General features: G+C 41.8%; 14 protein-coding genes, 1 other RNA gene and 2 pseudogenes. 3 read left to right on the forward strand and 14 right to left on the reverse strand.

The window, feature by feature from the left end:
* Nucleotides 1-36: 36 nt before the first annotated feature.
* The gene (locus tag GTQ43_RS26110) at nt 37-777 is read right to left on the reverse strand and encodes a RibD family protein (protein WP_265275600.1); all 741 of its coding nucleotides are present in this window, start codon (nt 775-777) and stop codon (nt 37-39) included.
* A gap of 295 nt (nt 778-1,072) precedes the next feature.
* Here GTQ43_RS26110 and GTQ43_RS26115 point away from each other — a divergent pair, with 295 nt between their 5' ends.
* Complete coding sequence (locus GTQ43_RS26115; RefSeq protein WP_265275601.1) at nt 1,073-3,202, forward strand: ATP-binding protein; 2,130 nt, start codon at nt 1,073-1,075, stop codon at nt 3,200-3,202.
* 479 nt (nt 3,203-3,681) lie between these two features.
* Here GTQ43_RS26115 and GTQ43_RS26120 read toward each other — a convergent pair whose 3' ends face one another.
* The 6 genes from GTQ43_RS26120 to GTQ43_RS26145 all read right to left on the reverse strand — a co-directional run bounded on the left by GTQ43_RS26120 (nt 3,682) and on the right by GTQ43_RS26145 (nt 10,786).
* Nucleotides 3,682-4,932 (reverse strand): hypothetical protein, encoded by a 1,251-nt coding sequence (locus GTQ43_RS26120; protein WP_265275602.1) that lies wholly within the window; start codon nt 4,930-4,932, stop codon nt 3,682-3,684.
* A gap of 3 nt (nt 4,933-4,935) precedes the next feature.
* Nucleotides 4,936-5,664 (reverse strand): hypothetical protein, encoded by a 729-nt coding sequence (locus GTQ43_RS26125; protein ID WP_265275603.1) that lies wholly within the window; start codon nt 5,662-5,664, stop codon nt 4,936-4,938.
* An 18-nt stretch (nt 5,665-5,682) separates the two neighbouring features.
* Nucleotides 5,683-7,740, reverse strand: a complete 2,058-nt coding sequence (locus GTQ43_RS26130) for a serine protease (protein ID WP_265275604.1) — start codon at nt 7,738-7,740, stop codon at nt 5,683-5,685.
* Nucleotides 7,741-8,471: 731 nt separating this feature from the next.
* Complete coding sequence (locus tag GTQ43_RS26135; protein WP_265275605.1) at nt 8,472-9,638, reverse strand: Gfo/Idh/MocA family protein; 1,167 nt, start codon at nt 9,636-9,638, stop codon at nt 8,472-8,474.
* 116 nt (nt 9,639-9,754) lie between these two features.
* The gene (gene rnc, locus GTQ43_RS26140; protein ID WP_265275606.1) at nt 9,755-10,474 is read right to left on the reverse strand and encodes a ribonuclease III; all 720 of its coding nucleotides are present in this window, start codon (nt 10,472-10,474) and stop codon (nt 9,755-9,757) included.
* 129 nt (nt 10,475-10,603) lie between these two features.
* On the reverse strand, nt 10,604-10,786 hold the full coding sequence (locus GTQ43_RS26145; RefSeq protein WP_099104126.1) for a hypothetical protein: 183 nt from the start codon (nt 10,784-10,786) through the stop codon (nt 10,604-10,606).
* A gap of 128 nt (nt 10,787-10,914) precedes the next feature.
* Here GTQ43_RS26145 and GTQ43_RS26150 point away from each other — a divergent pair, with 128 nt between their 5' ends.
* Nucleotides 10,915-11,298 (forward strand): hypothetical protein, encoded by a 384-nt coding sequence (locus GTQ43_RS26150; protein ID WP_265275607.1) that lies wholly within the window; start codon nt 10,915-10,917, stop codon nt 11,296-11,298.
* A 331-nt stretch (nt 11,299-11,629) separates the two neighbouring features.
* Here GTQ43_RS26150 and rnpB read toward each other — a convergent pair.
* From rnpB to groL, 4 genes are all read right to left on the reverse strand, one after another.
* An RNA gene (gene rnpB / locus GTQ43_RS26155) (RNase P RNA component class A) lies at nt 11,630-12,059 on the reverse strand.
* Nucleotides 12,060-12,104: 45 nt separating this feature from the next.
* Nucleotides 12,105-12,803, reverse strand: a complete 699-nt coding sequence (locus GTQ43_RS26160; protein ID WP_265275608.1) for a hypothetical protein — start codon at nt 12,801-12,803, stop codon at nt 12,105-12,107.
* A gap of 64 nt (nt 12,804-12,867) precedes the next feature.
* The gene (gene corA, locus GTQ43_RS26165; RefSeq protein WP_265275609.1) at nt 12,868-14,010 is read right to left on the reverse strand and encodes a magnesium/cobalt transporter CorA; all 1,143 of its coding nucleotides are present in this window, start codon (nt 14,008-14,010) and stop codon (nt 12,868-12,870) included.
* Between the two features lie 454 nt (nt 14,011-14,464).
* Nucleotides 14,465-16,138: a chaperonin GroEL gene (gene groL / locus GTQ43_RS26170; protein WP_265275611.1), complete on the reverse strand. Its 1,674-nt coding sequence runs from the start codon at nt 16,136-16,138 to the stop codon at nt 14,465-14,467.
* A 156-nt stretch (nt 16,139-16,294) separates the two neighbouring features.
* Between groL and GTQ43_RS26175 the strand changes: the two genes are divergently transcribed.
* On the forward strand, nt 16,295-17,377 hold the full coding sequence (locus GTQ43_RS26175; RefSeq protein ID WP_265275613.1) for an MraY family glycosyltransferase: 1,083 nt from the start codon (nt 16,295-16,297) through the stop codon (nt 17,375-17,377).
* 307 nt (nt 17,378-17,684) lie between these two features.
* On the opposite strand, the pseudogene GTQ43_RS26180 reads toward GTQ43_RS26175, so the two are convergent.
* The 3 genes and pseudogenes from GTQ43_RS26180 to fabG all read right to left on the reverse strand — a co-directional run.
* Nucleotides 17,685-17,822: pseudogene (locus GTQ43_RS26180) on the reverse strand (DUF4351 domain-containing protein); the annotation flags it as partial.
* A 16-nt stretch (nt 17,823-17,838) separates the two neighbouring features.
* Nucleotides 17,839-18,039: pseudogene (locus GTQ43_RS26185) on the reverse strand (DUF2887 domain-containing protein); the annotation flags it as partial.
* A 259-nt stretch (nt 18,040-18,298) separates the two neighbouring features.
* Nucleotides 18,299-19,045 (reverse strand): 3-oxoacyl-[acyl-carrier-protein] reductase, encoded by a 747-nt coding sequence (gene fabG / locus GTQ43_RS26190; RefSeq protein ID WP_265275614.1) that lies wholly within the window; start codon nt 19,043-19,045, stop codon nt 18,299-18,301.
* Nucleotides 19,046-19,300: the final 255 nt, after the last annotated feature.

Raw genomic sequence — 19,300 nt, forward strand, 5'->3', positions numbered from 1 at the left:
AATGCCCGATGCCCAATGCTCAATAAATAGCCTAATCTAATCTGCTGGTCGTTGTAGGTGATAGTGCAAAAACACTTCCTGATCAACTGTATAGACTTCTATAAGTTGCAACTTGGGAGCTAAATCGGCTAAAAATCCCTTCCCTTCGACGGGTGTGGGTGCGGTATTACCACCTAAAATTAACGGACAGACAGTTAGCCATAATTCATCAATTAAATCTAACTCCAGCATGGAAGCGACTAATTCACCTCCACCTAAGACTACCAACCGTGTTATATCTATAGTGGCTAGATGTTTCAAAGCTGCGGGAAAGTCAATTTCTCGTATTGATGTTTCAAAAACCAGAATCTGCTCAAATTCTGGAGCATATTCCCTTGCTCCGGTTCCCAGAGTTGAGGAAAGTGTCTGCAAGCGTTCTTTCCATAAACATTCTCCCGTTACTGTCGTGAGTAGCCAGCGTCTAACTGGTTGCTTAAAAAAGTTAATTTCCGGATTGAGGTTTGCAGAGTGTGTAGTCACTATATGAACTGGCTGCGGGGGCTTTCCTCCTTGCGCCCGAAGTTCTACTAAAGTTGGATCTGATACAGTAAGTGTTGTTCCATAGGCTCTCAGAGTAGAAGCACCGAATAAAACCGCATCAGAGGCAGCGATTTGTTTTTCTAGGTGTGCTTTATCAACCCTTGAGCCAAACCGAGCAGGCGATCGCTTAAAATCTGCTATCTTGCCATCTACACTCATTGCTAAAACAACTGTAGTATGAGGACGATGTTGCAACATTAAATTGATTTGATAGTTTTAATATTTTCTTTGTTCGTGTGTAGATTATCAGAAAAAATCCATGCCTACAAGTTACTTTTTTTCAATTTTATCACTGTATTTATATGCAACACAAACCACTTTCACATCTGGCATATATGAGTTTTGGTATACCACGTTTCTTTTTGAATGATAGCAATTTGTTATTTTTAAACATTGAAAATAAAATTCTGATAATTTAATAAAATGTCTCATCTAGTCACTCTAATTACATATCTTTGCTGTTGTGGTTTGCAGATGCAAAGTGAGACACTCGATGACTAATTTCCGCCAATCTTCCTTTCGTCGAATTTTAGTAACGAGAATATTGCTGCTGTTCGTTCCAGTTTTACTTGTAGGTGAGCTTGTAGCCTTAAATAAGGCGCGTTCTAGCATATTGGGAACCGCGCGTCAAAATTTAACTGAAAGCGCCATCAGTAAAGGGGAGAGAATTGGCGATGCGATCGCAATCTTAAAAGCTAATTTGCTGACTGTAAGCAAAACGACAGTGATTCCGGCGAGTTCTCCCATAAAAGAGCAAGAAATTCTCACACAGTTAAAGCAACAACTTCCAGCTAATATTGAGTGTATCCAATTAAAAAATCTCCTCAACCAGAAAGTAATTGCTAGTGGCTGTGGCGATGAACCAATTGGAGAGTTAATATTTCCTTTGCCTAGTGACGGAATTGATGTTAAACCAATCTTCCCGCCAAAAGCAGGAATAACTGGAAAAAGAAACGCACAAAATCAACTACAAGTAGTGTTATCTGCGCCAGTTTCCGATAGCAAGAACAATTCAAATTATAGCTTAAGTATTCAGTCTTCATTGTATCAACAAACCAAAAATCCGCCGGGATCGCTAACAGGCGCTATGGTAGTGATTGCTGAAGACGGCACAATTTTGGCGCACCCATTCACAGACTGGGTGGGAACTAATATCAATCAGCACCCAAATGCTTCCCAACTCAAGAGCATAATTAAAAATGCCATTGGGGGACGAAACGATTCAATCAATTTGTCTTTTACAGAGGGGAAAGAATTAGTAGCTGGCTATACGGCTATTGCAAATCCACTCACCCAACAGCAGCAGCAAAAATGGATCGTTTTAGCTATCACCAGTGTTGATAATGCGCTTTTTGGTTTACAGGAAATCAAACTAATTCTCATCGTTTTGACAGTTGGTTTGATTGGCGCAAGTTTATTAGCATCTCTATATTTAGCTCCTTACTTAGCACGTCCTGTAGAAGAATTGCGAGATTACGCTCTAAATATTCACTCTCACCATGCAGCACAACCGGTTCCGCACAATTTCCAAATCCGGGAATTCAATCAACTAGCCCAAGCATTAGACCAAATGGTAGAACGGCTCAAAGCTGGTGCAGAAGAACTAGAAATAGCTTGGAAGGAATCAAAAAGCGCGAATCAAATCAAAAGCCAGTTTTTAGCGACGACTTCCCATGAATTGAGAAACCCATTAAATATTATTATTAACTGCATTCGCCTCGTTGAAGATGGCTTATGTGATAGCCGGGAAGAAGAAATGGACTTCCTCAAACGTGCCGATGAAACAACGATTCACTTGCTAGGTATTATTAACGATTTACTCGATATTTCTAAAATCGAAGCAGGGAAGCTTTCAGTTGTCAATACACCTGTTGACCTCCGACAAATATTGTTAGAGGTGATTAATTTACAATCAGTTAATGTTCAACAAAAAGGCTTGCAATTGAAATGTGAGTTAGATTCCGAACCGATACCAATTAATGCAGATGCGGCAAAACTGAAGCAGGTGTTAATTAATGTTATCGGCAACGCTACGAAGTTTACTGATGTAGGAAGCATTACTATTGCCACAGAAATTAAATCTAGTAATGGTATATCTCAAGTAGTAGTAATAGTTAAAGATACAGGTATAGGCATCGATCCAACTCAACAGCATAAACTATTTCGCCCCTTCGTAATGGTGAATGGTACAACCACGCGCCAATTTGAGGGTACTGGACTAGGATTAGCAATCTCACGAAACTTAATCGAACTCATGGGAGGGAGTATTACGCTTGAGAGTACAGGACTTCATCAAGGTACGACACTGAAAATTACTTTACCCTTAATTGATATCTCGCTATTAAATGTTCCCAAAAAAAATGAAAATATCGGGGATCTAGGATTTTCTTCTGGGAATGAGGGGGCAAAAGCAAGTCACTATCCTAGCCTACAAGAGTCTGGGGAAAGTTCTACTTTAGAGATCAAGAAATCTGTAAAAATAGATGTAGATAAAGATAAGTTGATGAAGTTTCAGGTGTTACTTGCAAAGGATACTTACGAGATTAGTATTTCACCGCAGCAAACTATTGTGGTAAGTCTTCCAAAAGCAGAAGTTTACGCAAATGGGACTTCTGAAAGGTAATACCATTTTGGATTTTAGATTTTGGATTGAGAATTCTTTTTCTTAAAGGATTCTACAGGAATCCGATTTGATTTTTGGAAAAATATAAGTAAGTGCGTATGCAAAAATATTTATGTCATTGCGAGCGGAATGAAATGTAGCGAAGCAATCTCAAGGTTTTGGGATTGCTTCATTCCGCTTTGCTCCATTCGCAATGACAAATGTATATTTAATTTTGCATTACTACTTATCTGTAGGGTGTGTTAGACGGAACGTTGGTAACAGAGTTTTAGGGATTTCCAACTCAAAAACGAACCGCAGAGGCAAGGCAGCGCGGTCTTGGGGGTTTCCCCCATGAGCGACTGCCGCGCAGAGAACACAGAGAGAGGAGAAATAGAGAGGATTTTTGCGTTAGTTTTGGGATATTTTTTATTTGGAAGTCCTTTAGCCTTAACCCAAGCATATTGTCCTATAGCCTCTAACTTCTTAACTCCTAATGGCTATGGTTTTGATGCTGATTTAGAAACGTTACTAAATAGCCAAGATAAAAGATTAGCAACTGTAGCAGCGCCAAAAGAGAACAAGGCAATAATCGCATCACGAGGTAAAACGCCATCTAACCAGCTACCCTGTATTGTGGAAACTGGAAAATCTGGATCTAGACCGATTTGAATCTCTTTAGTTTCCCCAGAAAAGCGAGCTTCTATACCCTTTTTAGGGACAATTTGCAGATGGCGTATTTCTTGAATTTTTAGAGGAATCTTAGGGTCTTCTCCCATGAGAAACTGATTTTGTTTAATGTCGCGTTCCTGTTCTGCCATGCGGATTTTGCCTTCCACAATAGTAGAAATATTTAAATCGTCTTTGGAATCTTCACCGGGTCTATCTACATCTATAAATTGAACATTTTTGGTTTTTATCTTTTCTCTAAACCATTGTTCTGATTCATATTTGGGAGTTTTGCCTAGAGTGATATAAATCTTGCTATTTTGCGTGAGTTCTAAGTTAAAAAGTTTATTATTTGGGGTAAAATTAAATTCTAATGAGCTTTGCTTGTCTGGCTGATTTGGTAATTTTAAATCTGGTAATTCGTAACCTTCGGCTATAACTTTGATTGGTTGTTCGCCTAAATATAGATTTAATGCATTAGGGTTGGTTTCTTGATTTAAGTTAGAGTTAGGTTGCAGAGAAAAAGCCAGTTGATTACGAAAAAAATCATAACTGAGTCCAGTTACCTTTGTATTTGGTTGTAGCCGGAGTTCATTGAGACTAATTTGATTAGTGTCTTGAGGATTAGCAGGAACAATAATCCATCTACTCTCACCATCTGTAAGCTTGATTTGTAAGGAATTTAACTGATTAATTTCTGGCCAAGTTTCACTTTGAAAATTACCTGTGAAAGTCAGCGTTTGTTTACCTTCATTTTCTAGTTCCTTGATGCCGCGAATATTTTGAAGGAACAGTTTTGATTCTTCTCCATTATAGATAAAACTCATTTCTTCAGAAATGATATTACCTTCAAAGGTATGAGTACTGGGTACTATAGCGGCAAAGGTGAGGATAGTAAAAAATAAAAGTAAGAGTAGCACCAAAAAGGAATTTTGATTATTTGCAATAGTTCGTAGTAAGCGCTTTAGCGCTGAAGTGCTGACTACCAAAAAAGCAATTAGATATGTTTTCAGAAAATTCAACCATTGGCGAATCTTGATGAAATTGGGAAATTTTTGTTTGGCTTTTTGCCGTGATGCCATGATTTATTTTAACCAATTTGGGTTATGTTCAAATACAATTCGCCTTTCGATGCGATCGCTAGGTTCATTTCTGCGGTCAATAAAAGCAACGAAATGCAGTTCATAGCGCCCTGCTGCGGCGTTGCGCCCATCCCAGGTAAAAATAGTTTCACCACTTCTGGAGTTAGGACGGGAAGTGCTATAAATTGCTTGTTCACCTTGGGGGAGGATTTCAAAATTGGTAAATCTTACTCTGTCTTGGGAATAAAAAACGAATTCATACTTGCCAGAAGTTTGCCCCAGGATGACTGGAACGTACACAGGTTGAGAATTAAGGCTGTAGGATGCCACAGCGCGGAGTTTATTTGCTGGTATTTTTGCTTCCCTGAGAACGTAAGTATCCCAGCTAAAGCTGAAACCTGAACTATTCTTAGACAATAACAAGTCATCTAATTGATAGTGATATTTATCATCTAACGATTGCACTCTTACTTGAGGGTTTTTCCCTCCATTTATTTGCGGAATTTCTAGGGTGAGAGTTTTGCCGAAACTCGCAAGGTTGCGGGTAGCAATGGAAATTAGGCTCAAGCTATTGCCGCTTAATTGTTCTTCTTTGATACCTTCGCATCGATTGGGTGGTTTGCGGTGGATATAATCGGTAGATTGAGGGTTGCCTTCTGGACAAGAAGCCACAGCCGGAAGATGGCTGAAGCTAACGATTAATAAACTGACAAGAATAGTTTTATAATTCATAGCTTGTAGAGACGCGATTCATCGCGTCTGATTAATATTCCAAGCGGACAGTTGTTTTTGAATCTCAGACAGGGGATAAGCTAAATCTCGGTCTTCAACTGTTTTTCGGGCAAAGACGATGCCTAAAAGCCGATTTTGCGAGTCAAGTACAGGACTACCAGAATAACCAGGTTTGAGTGCGGTTTGAGATATTTCTAATCGCTGGTTTTGATAGCTGATTTGTCCTGATTGCATAGACCAAGATTTATCTTCTCCTCTTTGAGCAGAATGACCAATAATGCGAATCGGCATTTTTGGGGTGATGGAAGTTTTGGAAATGGGTAAGGGTTGGATATCTTCTGGTAGATTACCACTAACTTCTAAAACGGCTAAATCGAGTTGTTCGTCAACAGAAGTCATATTAAGCAGCTTGGCATCTCGCCGCATTCGCACTCGGTTGGGTGGCGGTGAACTGAAAAATTCTACTTGAATATTTTTACCCTGTTCATCGCCATCAAAAATGACATGGCGATTAGTGAGAATTAATGTGCGATCGCCTTCTCGCTGAATTATTATACCAGTGCCGATCTCTGTTCCCTGGCGATCAATACTCAGAGGAAAATTCGCAGTGATGCTTACCACAGAACGCTTAACGGGTACAGTTGGATCGTTCTTAGGCAACCATTGGCGATCGTCTTCTACACTGGCTAGTTTATTTTGTTGCTCTGTCCATAATCGATGTGCTTCTCTATTGTTGTTATTGGAATAGATAAAATGGGGGTCAATCTCTTCTGCCTTGTCAAACTCTGCAATAGCTTCTTTTAGTTTTCCTTGTAATTTGAATACTAAACCCAAAATATTACGAGCGGAAGTATTTTTATTTGGGGAAGTTATAATATTTTCTGGTAATTTTAAGGCTTTTTGAAGGATGGCTACAGAGGCATCTAATTTATTATTTTGTGCTAGCAACACGCCCCAAAAGATGTAAGCAGTAGCATCGTTGGGGTTAAGTTGAATTGCTTTTTGGAAGGCGGCCACTGCTGCATCTAATTTCTTCTGCTCTCCCAAGGCTTTGCCGAGATTGCTGTAAGCAATAGCATCGTTGGGGTTGAGTTGAATTGCTTTTTGGTAGGCGGCAACTGCTACATCGAATTTCTTCTGATAACTTAGGGCATCACCGAGATTGTTGTAGGTATCAGAATTGTTGGGGTTGAGTTGAATTGCTTTTTGGAAGGCGGCCACTGCTGCATCGAATTTCTTCTGATAACTTAGGGCATCACCGAGATAGTTGTAGGTATCAGAATCGTTGGGGTTGAGTTGAATTGCTTTTTGGAAAGCGGCAACTGCTGCATCGAATTTCTTCTGTGCATACAGGGCATAGCCCAAAAAGACGTAAGTATCAGAATCGCTGGGGTTAAGTTGAATTGCTTTTTGGAAGGCGGCCGCTGCTGCATCGAATTTCTTCTGCTCTCCCAGGGCTTTGCCGAGATTGTAGTAAGCAATAGCAAAGTTGGGGTTGAGTTGAATTGCTTTTTGGAAGGCGGCAACTGCTGCATCTGATTTCTTCTGCTGTCTTAGGACAATGCCGAGATTGTAATAAGCAATAGCATAGTTAGGGTTAAGTTGAATTGCTTTTTGGTAGGCGGCAATTGCTGCATCTGATTTCTTCTGGTTACTGAGCGCATTACCCAGACCGTTGTAAGCAATAGCCAAGTTAGGGTTGAGTTGCAAGGCTTTATTGTGAGATGCGATCGCATCCTCTAATTTCCCTTGAGCATTTAGCACATTGCCTATACCAACGTAAGCTTCGGCATCACTAGGATTGATTTGTAACGCTTTCTGATGCGCGGCTAAGGCTTCCTCTAGTTTCCCCTCTCGCCGCAAAGCATTACCCAAATTGTTATAAGCTTTGCCATTATTGGGTTCAATTTGTAAAACTTTCCGCCAAATTGTCTCTGCTTGGGAGTTATTACCAAGTGTTTCGGCAGCGTCGCCTTGTTTAAATAGCTGTTCAATATTGTTTTGAGCTACTACAAACTGGGGTGTGGTAGCTAGAGATAGGGTTAAAAATAAAGTAGTAAATATACGGTTGTGCATAATCATGCTCATGCGTTGGTTGATTTTATCAGGACTTACCCGAAAATCGCTAAAAATCGGATGAATTTTTGATAAATACTTGTTAACGAGGCTTTGAACTTCGTTAATGAGTCTTTGATACTCGTGAACGAGGCTTTGAACTCCGTTAACGAGTCTTTGATACTCGTGAATGAGTCTTTTAACTCCGTTAATGAGTCTTTGATACTCGTAAACGAGGCTTTGAACTCCGTTAACGAACCTCAGAGCTTGGTGAACGAGTCTTTTAACTCCGTTAATGAACCTCAGAGCTTTGTGAATGAGTCTTTTAACTCCGTTGATGAACCTCAGAGCTTCGTAGACTGTAGTATAAGAGGATGTTTTAAAAGTCCTTTTGTCAGTATCAAATAGTTTTAGATCCCCCTAAATCCCCCGATAAATTGGGGGACTTTGATTCTTCCCCCTTTTTAAGCTACGCTGTACACACATCTCTGTACAAAACCAAAATCGTTGAAGATCCCCCTAAATCCCCCTTATAAAGGGGGACTTTGATTCTAGTCCCCCCCTTTTTTAAGGGGGGTTAGGGGGGATCTAAAGCTGTAGGGCAACTCTAAAAGACTTGTGTGTACACCGTAGCCTTTTTAAGGGGGGTTAGGAGGGATCTAAAAGTGCCTAAAGTCACAGCAAAACGCTTTTCAAACAACCTCTAAAGGTGTAGTTAGGAAAACTTTGGATAAGTTTTATTTAACAGAAAATTACAGCCGAGAGGAGTTGTTAAGAAAAACAGGTTTGCCGCCTTGCTCAAGAGATACCGTTAATGCAGCAAGAATTTCTACTAATTGTGTGCCTACCCAGCCAGACGAAACCTCTGAGGGAGTATTGTTTATAACAGAGACAACAAAGGTGGAGCAAACCCGTTGCAATGGTTCACCTGGTTCTAATTCCAGCACTACCTGCCTTTGATTTACCGGAATAAAATGATTACCCTGCTGTTCAAACTCGCCATGTAGCAGCGTTAGAGGTGACGATCGCAACATTTCATCAAAAATCAAACTACCAAGGCTACCTACAATCCCCAGCCGTCGCTGCTTATCGGTATTTAGCCAGCACAAATGAATATAAGCTTGAAAGCCATCTGGGTATGTCAGTGTTACCCATACCAGATCTGCAAGTCCCTGCTGGGGGGATGAGGAAGAATAATAATTTTTTGTTACCCTCCCCTGCTCCCCCTGCTCCCCCTGCTCCCCCTGCTCCCCCTGCTCCCCCTGCTCCCCCTGCTCCCCCTGCTCCCCCTGCTCCCCCTGCTCCCCCACTCCTCCCTGTAGCCACACCGTACCTGTTGCTTGTACTTTCACAGGGATTTGACCTAGCCAAGCGTTAAAGATCGCAATATCGTGAATCGCTAAGTCCCACAGCGCGTCAACATCTTGGCGGACAGGCCCTAAATGGGTGCGTGTCGCGTAGCCATAGCGTAAATCTCCTAATTTACCCGCCTGTACTACAGTTTGCCCTTCCTCAACTGCTGGGTGAAATAAATAAGTGTGGTCAACCATGAGTATTAAATGATGCTGCTCTGCTAACTGGCAAAGTTCCCGACATTCTGCGGGGTCAAGAGTTAGGGGCTTTTCAGCTAAAACATGGTATCCGTTTTGGAGAGCGTCTTTAATTAAAGCATAGTGAGTGATAGCAGGAGTTGCGATCGCAACTCCTGTCAACCCCGGCACTTTTTTTAAATCTTCCCACTGGGTTGTTAATACTACATCATCATCTAAATTAAACTGCTGTTTTACCGTCGCTAATCTTTCTGGATGGGGATCTACTACAGCAACTACAACTACTTGGGGATGTGCTAAAAAATTCCGCAGCAAATTCACTCCCCAACGCCCAACTCCGATAACAGCAATTTTAATTTGGTTTGTCATTAGTTATTTATCATTCGTCAGTGGTCATTTGTCATTTGTCATTTGTATACAAAGGACTAGGGACAAATGACCACTGACAATCAACTGATTATCAGTTTATCAACCGTATTTTTGCTTCAGTGATTTTCCGGTTTCGGGATTGCTAAAAAAGCTACCTTAGCTGCGGCTTGTTCAGCAGCTTTGATCGATCGCCCTTTACCAACTCCTAGTTTGTTTCCGTGCAGCCACACTTCAGCCATAAAACGTTCTTGATTACGGTGCGGCTGACTGATTTCCACAACTCGATATTCTGGTAAAACTTTAAATTGCGCCTGAGTCCATTCTTGGAGAGCAGCTTTGTAATTAAGTCTGGCAGGATCGAGGCGAATTTCTGTTGTTAATTCTTGGAAGTGGGGATCTAACCAAGAACGAATCAATTCCAGATTTTGAGTGCTTAAATAAAGCGCACCTAGAACTGCTTCAAAGGCATCTGCTAGTCGTGACTCTTGACCAACTTTATCAGCCGTAGCACTACCGGCAACTAACAAGTATAACTCCAAACCATAACCTCTGGCCAATTGGGCGAGAATGCGATCGCTAACCAACACCGAACGAATTGCCGCAAAATCCCCCACTGGACAATCGGGATAATTTTCCCATAACACAACAGCCGACACCAGCCGCACCACTGCATCGCCAACAAATTCCAGCTGTTCATAATTTGCAGAATCAGAAACAGTGGGATGAGTGAGCGCTAAATCTAGCAGTTCCCACTTGATAGGTGCTTCTAGCGACAAACCAAATTTTTGGACTAAACTTTCGAGTTGCCGTTGACGGCGTGGATAAGCAAGAGGCATTACATGATAAGGGGAGGGGGGCAGGGGACACAGGGGGAGCAGAGGACGCAGGGGGAGCAGGGGGAGCAGGGGAAGGTAACTAGCTATCTATCTTAAAAGTTATTGGACTATCACTTTAACAACTTTTTGCTACTTTTCTCTATCTAGCTTCTCTTGAATAGCTTGACGGCAAAACTCAGGAGGATCGTCTTTAGCTTTTACCTCTTCCTTCATTTCCTTAGTGACACGCAAATGTAGATATTCAGTTAGTGGTCGCTCTCTATCTGTGGTGAATGGCTTTAAGTTATCTGGATTACCTTTATTTTTAGACATTATGTAGAAATACAAATAAAGTTATTCTTCACGTGTATATCAGTGGAGAATATTAAATCGATGGGCATCTTAGCCTGAGAAACTTGTTGCCCACCGATTCCCACTTTTACAAGAGGTAACTCTATTTTATGTTTACACGCACAGAATTAGAACTTAAAACCTTGAGAGCGTTACGCGATTTATGCCTGATACAGTACGGTATCCAAGCAATAGGGAACCCTGCGGATAAGGCATCCTACATTAACGCACTCCTGACCTTCCCTGTTATAGCCTGTAAGCAAGTATCAGAGAATAAAGGATTGAAGTCTCCTATGCTATCTCAAGTACAAGCGCTAGAATCAACCCTAGAAGCTATGGGAACACCAACACCGGAGCAGTCAGCATTGCTGAAGGTGACGATGCAGGGAAGAAAGCTAGAGTACCCAGCACGATACAGTCAAGAGAAGCTGTTTGGACTCTATCGGGTTAAATGGCATCTCGATACAGCATTAGAGATACTGGGAATGCTGTGAATCAAGATTTACACAAAACTTTAGCCTAAACATTAATTTTCAGGTAGGGGTAATTCATGAATTGCCCCTACGTGTGTAGTTTTGCGTAAGACCTAAAGTCGAAAAATTCTCTACCCAAATTTTTGTCAGAGTGAATCTGTCACGCTGACCCATATCGCGCCCTGAACTGAATTCCGAGGCGGGATAGAAACGTAGTACGAGATTTATTAACTCAAAGATATGGCTACAGCAAGACTTGTGTATACACCGTAGATTGCACAAAGGGAGCAGGGGAAAGAGGACAAACTAATAACTCCTAACTCCTAACTTGTAAACTCAGCACTAAAAAAGGGGGAGAGAGCAGTACATAAGCCGGGTTCTGTTCTCTTGCGAGGGCAGTTATCTATCTGGGACGCTTGTTACCAAACGCCTCTAGCGGCTCTCATTGAGCGGAACTGGTAAAAGACCAACCGTAGTTCCTATCGCCTTGCTCCCAACCGGGGTTTACCGAGCCAGCACCTCTCGATACTGCTGGTGCGCTCTTACCGCACCTTTGCACCCTTACCAGATCAATTAAAAATGTAAAATTAAAAATTAAAAATTGATTGCTCATTTTACATTTTTAATTTTTAATTTTTAATTGCTCTGGCGGTATCTTTCTGTGGCACTATCCTCACGATCGCTCGCACTGGACGTTATCCAGCAAGTTTGGTCTTTCGGGAGCCCGGACTTTCCTCAAACCAGTGACTAGGACTGATCTGCAACCACCTGCGTCTACTCTCTCCTTAGATCAAGTGTAATCTTGGATGGCATAGTCTGTCTGGTTGCTATTGCTTTTTTTTATTCCAAGGTAGAGCGTAAGTCCAAGGTAGTTTTCTGACTGTGAAAGGACAATTGATGATACTAATGGGAGGAAAATCACGACCTGGGGCTAGACCTAAACGCACTTCCGATATCCTTAGCACCAGTTGCAGGGAAAAGTCTAACTCCTTTCTTCTATTAATAAAGTCGTCATACAATTTCTTTTGCCCTTTTTGCAATCCGTTGATATCAATTAGTGGTTTTTTCGCTGAATAGGTTCCAGCTTCTTTATCGCGCTCGAATACATCTTCTGCTGTCACCGTTTCAGAAAGTGTTTTCTTGGGAGCAATCAGGCTAGGACTTTGAGGTACTGCTAAGTCGCGGGTTAAGTCTGGTGATTTCCGAATCACACGGCGCGATTGCTTGCTGTGTTCAACTACTAAAGAACTGTTGTCCCAGTCAACGTATAGGGCAATATTTTCAGATTTATTTTCAATGCTAATTCCTAAATCTTTCAAATCGTCTATCGGATATGAAGGTTTGAGTTTAAAGGAAATCCCAATTTTATCGTCGAGATTTTGCTCTTTGAGTTGGTCGTCAACGATTCCTTTTTTAAACTCAAACTTAATTTGATCGTCGATGGATTCAACCATGCGGTTAAAAATGTATGAGACACCGATAATATAAATCGTCAAAACTATTAAATTCTGGTCGCTACTCCTCATAAATTAGAATATTAACTCCCGGTGCTAATAAATGTATATTTGATTCGTCGCCCATCTGTAATTATTAATTACGCTTAATTGTTACAGAATTTTGCAGCCAGCCCCGTTGCCAAAAAAAGAATAGTAAACCAAGTGCGATCGCTACCATTACCGCCAAGCAAACTGGGTAGCCCCAATACCAATTTAATTCAGGCATATTATAGGGCGATTTTTCAGTATTGAAATTCATACCATATATTCCAGCCACAAAAGTCAGTGGAATGAAAATTGTTGAAACTACCGTTAGTACCTTCATGATTTCATTCATTTTATTACTAACTGCCGAAAGGTAAACATCCATTAATCCTGATGCTAGTTCTCGATAAGTTTCTACCATATCCATTACTTGTACTGTATGGTCATAACAATCTCGCAAGTAGATTCGCACTTCTTCACTAATTAAATCACTGCCATCTCGAATTAAGGAATTAATTGCATCTCGCTGAGGCCAGATAGCACGACGCAGTTGTAGTAGTTCTCGCCTAATTTGATAAATATTTTGTAGTGTTTGTGGGTTAGGTTTGACTATTACCTCTTCTTCCAACTCTTCAATTCGCTCACCATAAAGCTCCAGCACGGGGAAAAAGCCATCAATAATGGCATCTAAAACGGCGTAAGCTAAATAATCGGCCCCTTGTTTGCGGATGATCCCTTTGCTTTTTTCTATTCGCGATCGCACTCCTTCAAAACAATCATGTTCTGGTTCTTCTTGGACTGTCAGCAAATAATTTTTCCCTAATATCAAGCTCACTTGTTCGCTGTAAAAACCACAAGTTTTTTCCTTTGGTACTACCATGCGGGAAATGAATAACAATTGCTCTTCATAATCTTCTATTTTGGGACGTTCCGGCACATTGACTATATCCTCTAAAACTAGAGGATGTAACTTAAAAACCTTACCCAATCGTTGTAATATGTCTTGACTACCTAAACCTTGTACATCTACCCAAGAAATAGAGTCCATTTCCAAGTATGGAACACAATCTTCTGGGATTGTCATTTGTTCGCGGATGAAATTGGTTTGGCTATAGTCAATCAAGAATATTATCGGTGGTGGAGCATCTTCATCAATAAAAATGGTTCCTGGTAGAGTCCCCGGTTGGTGATGGAACTCATCTTCGTATAACCTTTTTACAATTTTGGGAAGACGACGCAGTTTTCGTACCATACAATATTACCTACATTGAGAATTGGGCATTGTTAAAAAAAATCATCTGTATACTAGAAGCGTTTTGATTTATTTCAGCTTTTATTAATTAATATTACAAAAATTAATGCAAATACTGTAATTTTTAGATTAAGGAATTATTCAGGTTGGGTAATTGAGGAATCAGCATTTTTTTGTAGTTAGTTGTATTCACGACTAATTACTGATAACTATAGCAATCCTATCTGATTTGTAAAAATTCGCGGTGTCCAGATTCCCGACTTCTCCAAGAAGTCGGGAATCTAACTTTTCACGAATGATTTAGGCTCGCTATATGATGATTATTTTTATTTATGCCTAGCTACTTCCCAGCAATAGAGATAACATATCGGCTCCGAATCAGCAATGCTACAAAAAAACAGTTTGCCTTGGCAAGACAAACTGTTTAAAAAATATTTATCTGGATGAGCAGAAGTTAGAACATACCCATGCCGCCCATACCGCCCATACCGCCCATGCCACCCATACCGCCCATACCGCCCATATCAGGGGCAGGAGCAGCGGATTTCTTCTCTGGTTTTTCAACAACGATCGCTTCGGTGGTTAAGACTAAACCAGCAATAGAGCCAGCGTTTTGCAAAGCTGAACGCACGACTTTGGCAGGATCGATAATCCCCGCCGCAATCAAGTCTTCAAATTCGTCGGTAGCAGCGTTGTAGCCAATGTTGAATTCGCTATCGCGGACTTTAGAGACGATCACAGAACCTTCCGCACCGGCATTATCTGCTATTTGACGCAAGGGAGCTTCTAGCGCTCGTTCCACGATATCAGCCCCAATTTTTTCCTCTTCGTCTTGTAGGCTGTTTTTAAACGCTTGTACAATCTTGGCTAAGTGAATTAGGGTCGTTCCACCACCAGGAACAATACCTTCTTCCACAGCAGCTTTAGTGGCGTTCAGTGCGTCTTCAATCCGCAGTTTACGGTCTTTGAGTTCGGTTTCGGTTGCCGCACCCACTTTAATCACTGCCACACCGCCAGCGAGTTTAGCGATGCGTTCTTGCAGTTTTTCTTGATCGTACTCAGAATCGGTTTCTTCCAACTGTCTGCGAATTTGACCAATCCGCTTTTGTACCTCTGGTTTGGTGACACTGCCAGCTACGATAGTGGTGCTTTCTTTGTCAATCGTGATTTTGCGAGCAGTTCCCAGCGCTTCTAGAGCAGCAGTATCCAAACTTAAGCCGATTTCTTCCGAAATCAACTGTCCATCGGTGAGAATCGCAATATCTTCTAACAAAGCTTTGCGGCGATCGCCAAATCCAGGTGCTTTAATAGCAGCAACGGCTAGTACACCCCGCGCTTTGTTCACTACCAAAGTTGCCAAAGCATCACCTTCGACATCTTCAGCGATAATCAGCAAGGGCTGACCAGAACGGGCGACTTTTTCCAAAATTGGTACTAAATCTTGGATGCTGCTGATTTTTTTGTCTGTCACCAAAATTCGGGCATTTTCAAATTCCACGATTTGCCGCTCGTTGTTGGTGACAAAGTAGGGTGAAATGTAACCCCTGTCAATCTGCATCCCCTCAACTACTTCTAGTTCAGTTGTCAGAGATTTAGATTCTTCAACGGTAATGACACCATCTTTGGTGACTTTTTCCATTGCTTGAGCTAGCATTTGACCAACTTCTTCATCATTACCAGCAGAGACAGTGGCAACTTGAGCGATCGCACTTCCTTCTACAGGCTTGGCTACCCTGGCAATTTCTTTTACAAGTGCTTCAATGGTTTTGTCGATCCCGCGCTTTAAACTAACTGGGTTAGTACCCGCCGCGACGTTCTTCAAACCTTCCCGGATCAAGGCTTGTGCCAAAACGGTAGCAGTGGTAGTGCCATCCCCAGCAACATCTTTAGTTTTTGAGGCTACTTCCTGAATGAGTCTTGCACCAGTATTTTCCAAAGGATCTTCTAATTCAATTTCCTTGGCAACAGTGATACCATCGTTGACAATTTGAGGTGCGCCAAATTTTTTCTCTAAAAGGACATTGCGACCTTTGGGCCCCAAGGTGATTTTTACGGCATCGGCAAGGGCGTTAACACCCCTTTCTAGAGCTCGCCGCGATTCCTCGTCAAATGCAATAATTTTCGCCATGTTTTATTTCTCTAGCGCTTCCATTAGACAATTTAGCACTCACAGGGCAAGAGTGCTAATCCCTCAATCGGCTCAAGTTACAAATGGAAATAAAAAATTGATTAATATACAGGTGATGCTCATATTAGATACTGGCAGTAATGCTTGAATTGGGAGATGAATCTAGACAACTCCCTTAAGTCCCTTGGTATTGCCGACCCTAGCGGCACCGGCTGGTTGGCGGTAGTATTTACGTTCCTTTTGGCTTGGCTTGTAACTTGGCGTTTAATTCCGACAGTCCGTAAATTCGCCTTGCGGGTAGGTTGGGCTGACCAACCCAACGCCCGGCGACTCAATCGAGAACCTTTACCCAATGCAGGGGGGCTGGCTATCTACGCCGGTGTAATCGCTGCGCTGGTATTAGCTAGCCTTTTACGACCGATCGAACTCCAAAACGTATTGGCTCAGGTGCTCACTATTCTGTTAGGGGGTTCGATATTAGTTCTTGTAGGCTTTATCGACGATCAGTTTGGCTTACCGCCCTCTGTTCGATTGTGGGCGCAAATTGTCACGGCACTGTTATTGGTAGCTAATGGTATCAGTGTAAAAGTCTTGTTTGGTACTCCCATTGACTCATTCCTGTCTATGTTGCTGACCGTACTGTGGGTAGTAGGGATTACCAATGCTATCAACTTGATGGATGGTATGGATGGTTTGGCAGGAGGAATCAGCTTTATTACCGCTATGAGTTTGTTGGGGGTTGCCGCCCAGTTTAACAATCGGGCGGCAGCAATCTTGGTACTTGCAGCCTTGGGAGGTGCTGCACTAGGATTTTTGCGCCATAACTTCCATCCATCACGCATTATTATGGGTGATGCCGGAGCATACTTTTTTGGCTATGTGCTGGCAGCAACTAGTATTTTAGGTAAACTGCAACAAAACACAGTTTATGCATTAATTCCTACGGTTTTATTTCTATTATTGCCAGTGCTAGATACTACTCAAGTATTTGTGCGGCGGCTACTAGCAGGAAATAATCCTCTGAGTACTCCAGGCAAAGACCATTTGCACCACCGCTTACTTGCTTGGGGATTCTCCCAGCGCCATGCTGCATTCACGCTTTGGTCAATTACCTTATTTTTCAATTTGCTGGCGATGAAAATTCAAGGTATGAGTTTGGCTGTGATGATGACTACCGCCATTAGCATTATCATCCTTTTGGCCTTTACTGTCTGGCAAAGAATACGCCAACAGCCTTAGTTACTTTGTAGGGTTGGCATTGCAATGCTAGCCCTACAAAGAGCAGTAACACTGCGCTAAAATCCAAAATTGTTTGACTATTCCACCAAAAATTCAAGCTTGAGTTGAATTGTCTTGCAACCAAGCAACTAAATCTTCTTGTGTGGAAAAATCTAAGAGGATGTTTGAAAAGTCCTCTTGTTGGTATCAAAAGTTCTAGATCCTCTTAAATCCCCCGATAAATTGGGGGACTTTGATTCCGATTCCCCCCCTTTTTAAGGGGGGTTAGGGGGGATCAAAGTAACTTTAGTCACAGCAAAATACTTGTTCATTCAACCTCTAACAGTTCCTCGGCCAGATTTTCAAGCTGTTCGACAGATAGCTGACTGATACTGTCTTGCAATTGCTGACTCAAATTACCAATGCGTCGTCGCAACAGACGTATAACCACCTCTAGAGTCTGTTCTTGCCTGACTTCATCATTGAACCTCTACAAAATAAATTGGATGACTGCTAGTATCCGCAATAGGAAGAAAGACTCCATCGATCCGAAAAGCTGTTTGTTTCAATTCGACTGAAGCGAAATTATATGCATTTGCTTCTGATGCTTGCAGATTAATTAATTCAAAAAAGGCACTAGGAAAAGTTTGAAATAAACGATAAAAGATTGAGTCTGTTTTCATAATTATTCTGTCAATTTTGATAAGTTTGTAGTTGGTGCTTTAACGCTAAAGCGCCAACTACAAAAAATCTCTAACCCTCAATTATTTATTGACCGAAGAAGGCAGGGGGAGGCAGGGGAGGCAGGGGAAGAGAAAGAAAATAAGTGTAGAAGCAGTCTGTAACGGTCGTAAAAAATACGAAAAATGCCTCTTTACTCCCTCTGCTCCCCCTGCCTATTTTACGAGGATCTCACTTTTTCGCGTTGCTCCCCAGCAGTATTTAGGCCATTACCATACCGCCATCGACATTAAAAACTTGTCCGGTGATGTAATTGGCGGCGGGATCTGCGGCGAGGAAGCGTACCATGCCAGCGACTTCTTCCGGCTGACCGAAGCGACCGAGGGGGATGTATTTGAGAATATCTTCGGGGTTATTAAGATCGCTGGTCATGTCGGTGGTGATGAATCCAGGGGCGACGGCGTTAACGGTGATGCCGCGAGTAGCTAATTCTTTGGCAACGCTTTTAGTGAAGCCGATTACACCGGCTTTGGCGGCGCTGTAGTTGGATTGCCCTGGGTTGCCCATTTGCCCAGCAACCGAGGTAATATTAATAATTCGACCCGATCGCTGCTTCAGCATAATTTTACTGATGGCACGTGTACATAAGAAAACACCAGTTAGATTCAGGTCTATCACAGCTTGCCAATCCTCTGTCTTCAAACGCAAAAGCAGATTGTCGCGGGTAATACCTGCGTTGTTGACTAAGATATCCACACGCTTAAACTTTTCCATAACGGTGTTAACTAGTGTGTCTACTTGATCGCCTTGAGAAACATCGGCTTGAATAGCGATCGCTTCCCCTCCCGCTTCTGTAATTTCTGTAACAACTGCCTCAGCTGCTGCACTCGAACTGGCATAATTAACAACTGCGATCGCTCCTTGTGAGGCTAATTCAATTGCGATCGCTCTGCCAATTCCTCGTGATGCACCTGTGATAATTGCGACTTTACCTTGTAATAATGTCATTTAACGTTCCTCAATCTTAGAAATACCGCGCTAATTATCTTATGGTGATTTCGGGAATATCTGAATATTGTCTAGATAAAATCTCACTCTTTCAGGGTGACAATCTTACTATCGTGCTGCGAATTAGATATCTATAGGACTTACGCAAAAGGACACACTGTAGGGGCAATTCATGAATTGCCCCTACCATAGAATCAGGGTTTTAGATATTATTTGCGTAAGTCCTAATCTAATAGATAAAGCTTGTCGATTTTT

The organism is Nostoc sp. KVJ3 (assembly GCF_026127265.1).
Classification (GTDB): domain Bacteria; phylum Cyanobacteriota; class Cyanobacteriia; order Cyanobacteriales; family Nostocaceae; genus Nostoc.

Excerpts from the sequence above, each read along its gene's own strand:
- GTQ43_RS26130 (WP_265275604.1), bottom strand. The coding sequence starts at position 7,740 with ATGCACAACCGTATATTTACTACTTTATTTTTAACCCTATCTCTAGCT.
- GTQ43_RS26115 (WP_265275601.1), top strand. The coding sequence starts at position 1,073 with ATGACTAATTTCCGCCAATCTTCCTTTCGTCGAATTTTAGTAACGAGA.
- groL (WP_265275611.1), bottom strand. The coding sequence starts at position 16,138 with ATGGCGAAAATTATTGCATTTGACGAGGAATCGCGGCGAGCTCTAGAA.
- corA (WP_265275609.1), bottom strand. The coding sequence starts at position 14,010 with ATGGTACGAAAACTGCGTCGTCTTCCCAAAATTGTAAAAAGGTTATAC.
- GTQ43_RS26160 (WP_265275608.1), bottom strand. The coding sequence starts at position 12,803 with ATGAGGAGTAGCGACCAGAATTTAATAGTTTTGACGATTTATATTATC.
- GTQ43_RS26125 (WP_265275603.1), bottom strand. The coding sequence starts at position 5,664 with ATGAATTATAAAACTATTCTTGTCAGTTTATTAATCGTTAGCTTCAGC.
- GTQ43_RS26135 (WP_265275605.1), bottom strand. The coding sequence starts at position 9,638 with ATGACAAACCAAATTAAAATTGCTGTTATCGGAGTTGGGCGTTGGGGA.
- rnc (WP_265275606.1), bottom strand. The coding sequence starts at position 10,474 with ATGCCTCTTGCTTATCCACGCCGTCAACGGCAACTCGAAAGTTTAGTC.
- GTQ43_RS26175 (WP_265275613.1), top strand. The coding sequence starts at position 16,295 with ATGAATCTAGACAACTCCCTTAAGTCCCTTGGTATTGCCGACCCTAGC.
- GTQ43_RS26120 (WP_265275602.1), bottom strand. The coding sequence starts at position 4,932 with ATGGCATCACGGCAAAAAGCCAAACAAAAATTTCCCAATTTCATCAAG.
- GTQ43_RS26110 (WP_265275600.1), bottom strand. The coding sequence starts at position 777 with ATGTTGCAACATCGTCCTCATACTACAGTTGTTTTAGCAATGAGTGTA.
- GTQ43_RS26150 (WP_265275607.1), top strand. The coding sequence starts at position 10,915 with ATGTTTACACGCACAGAATTAGAACTTAAAACCTTGAGAGCGTTACGC.
- fabG (WP_265275614.1), bottom strand. The coding sequence starts at position 19,045 with ATGACATTATTACAAGGTAAAGTCGCAATTATCACAGGTGCATCACGA.
- GTQ43_RS26145 (WP_099104126.1), bottom strand. The coding sequence starts at position 10,786 with ATGTCTAAAAATAAAGGTAATCCAGATAACTTAAAGCCATTCACCACA.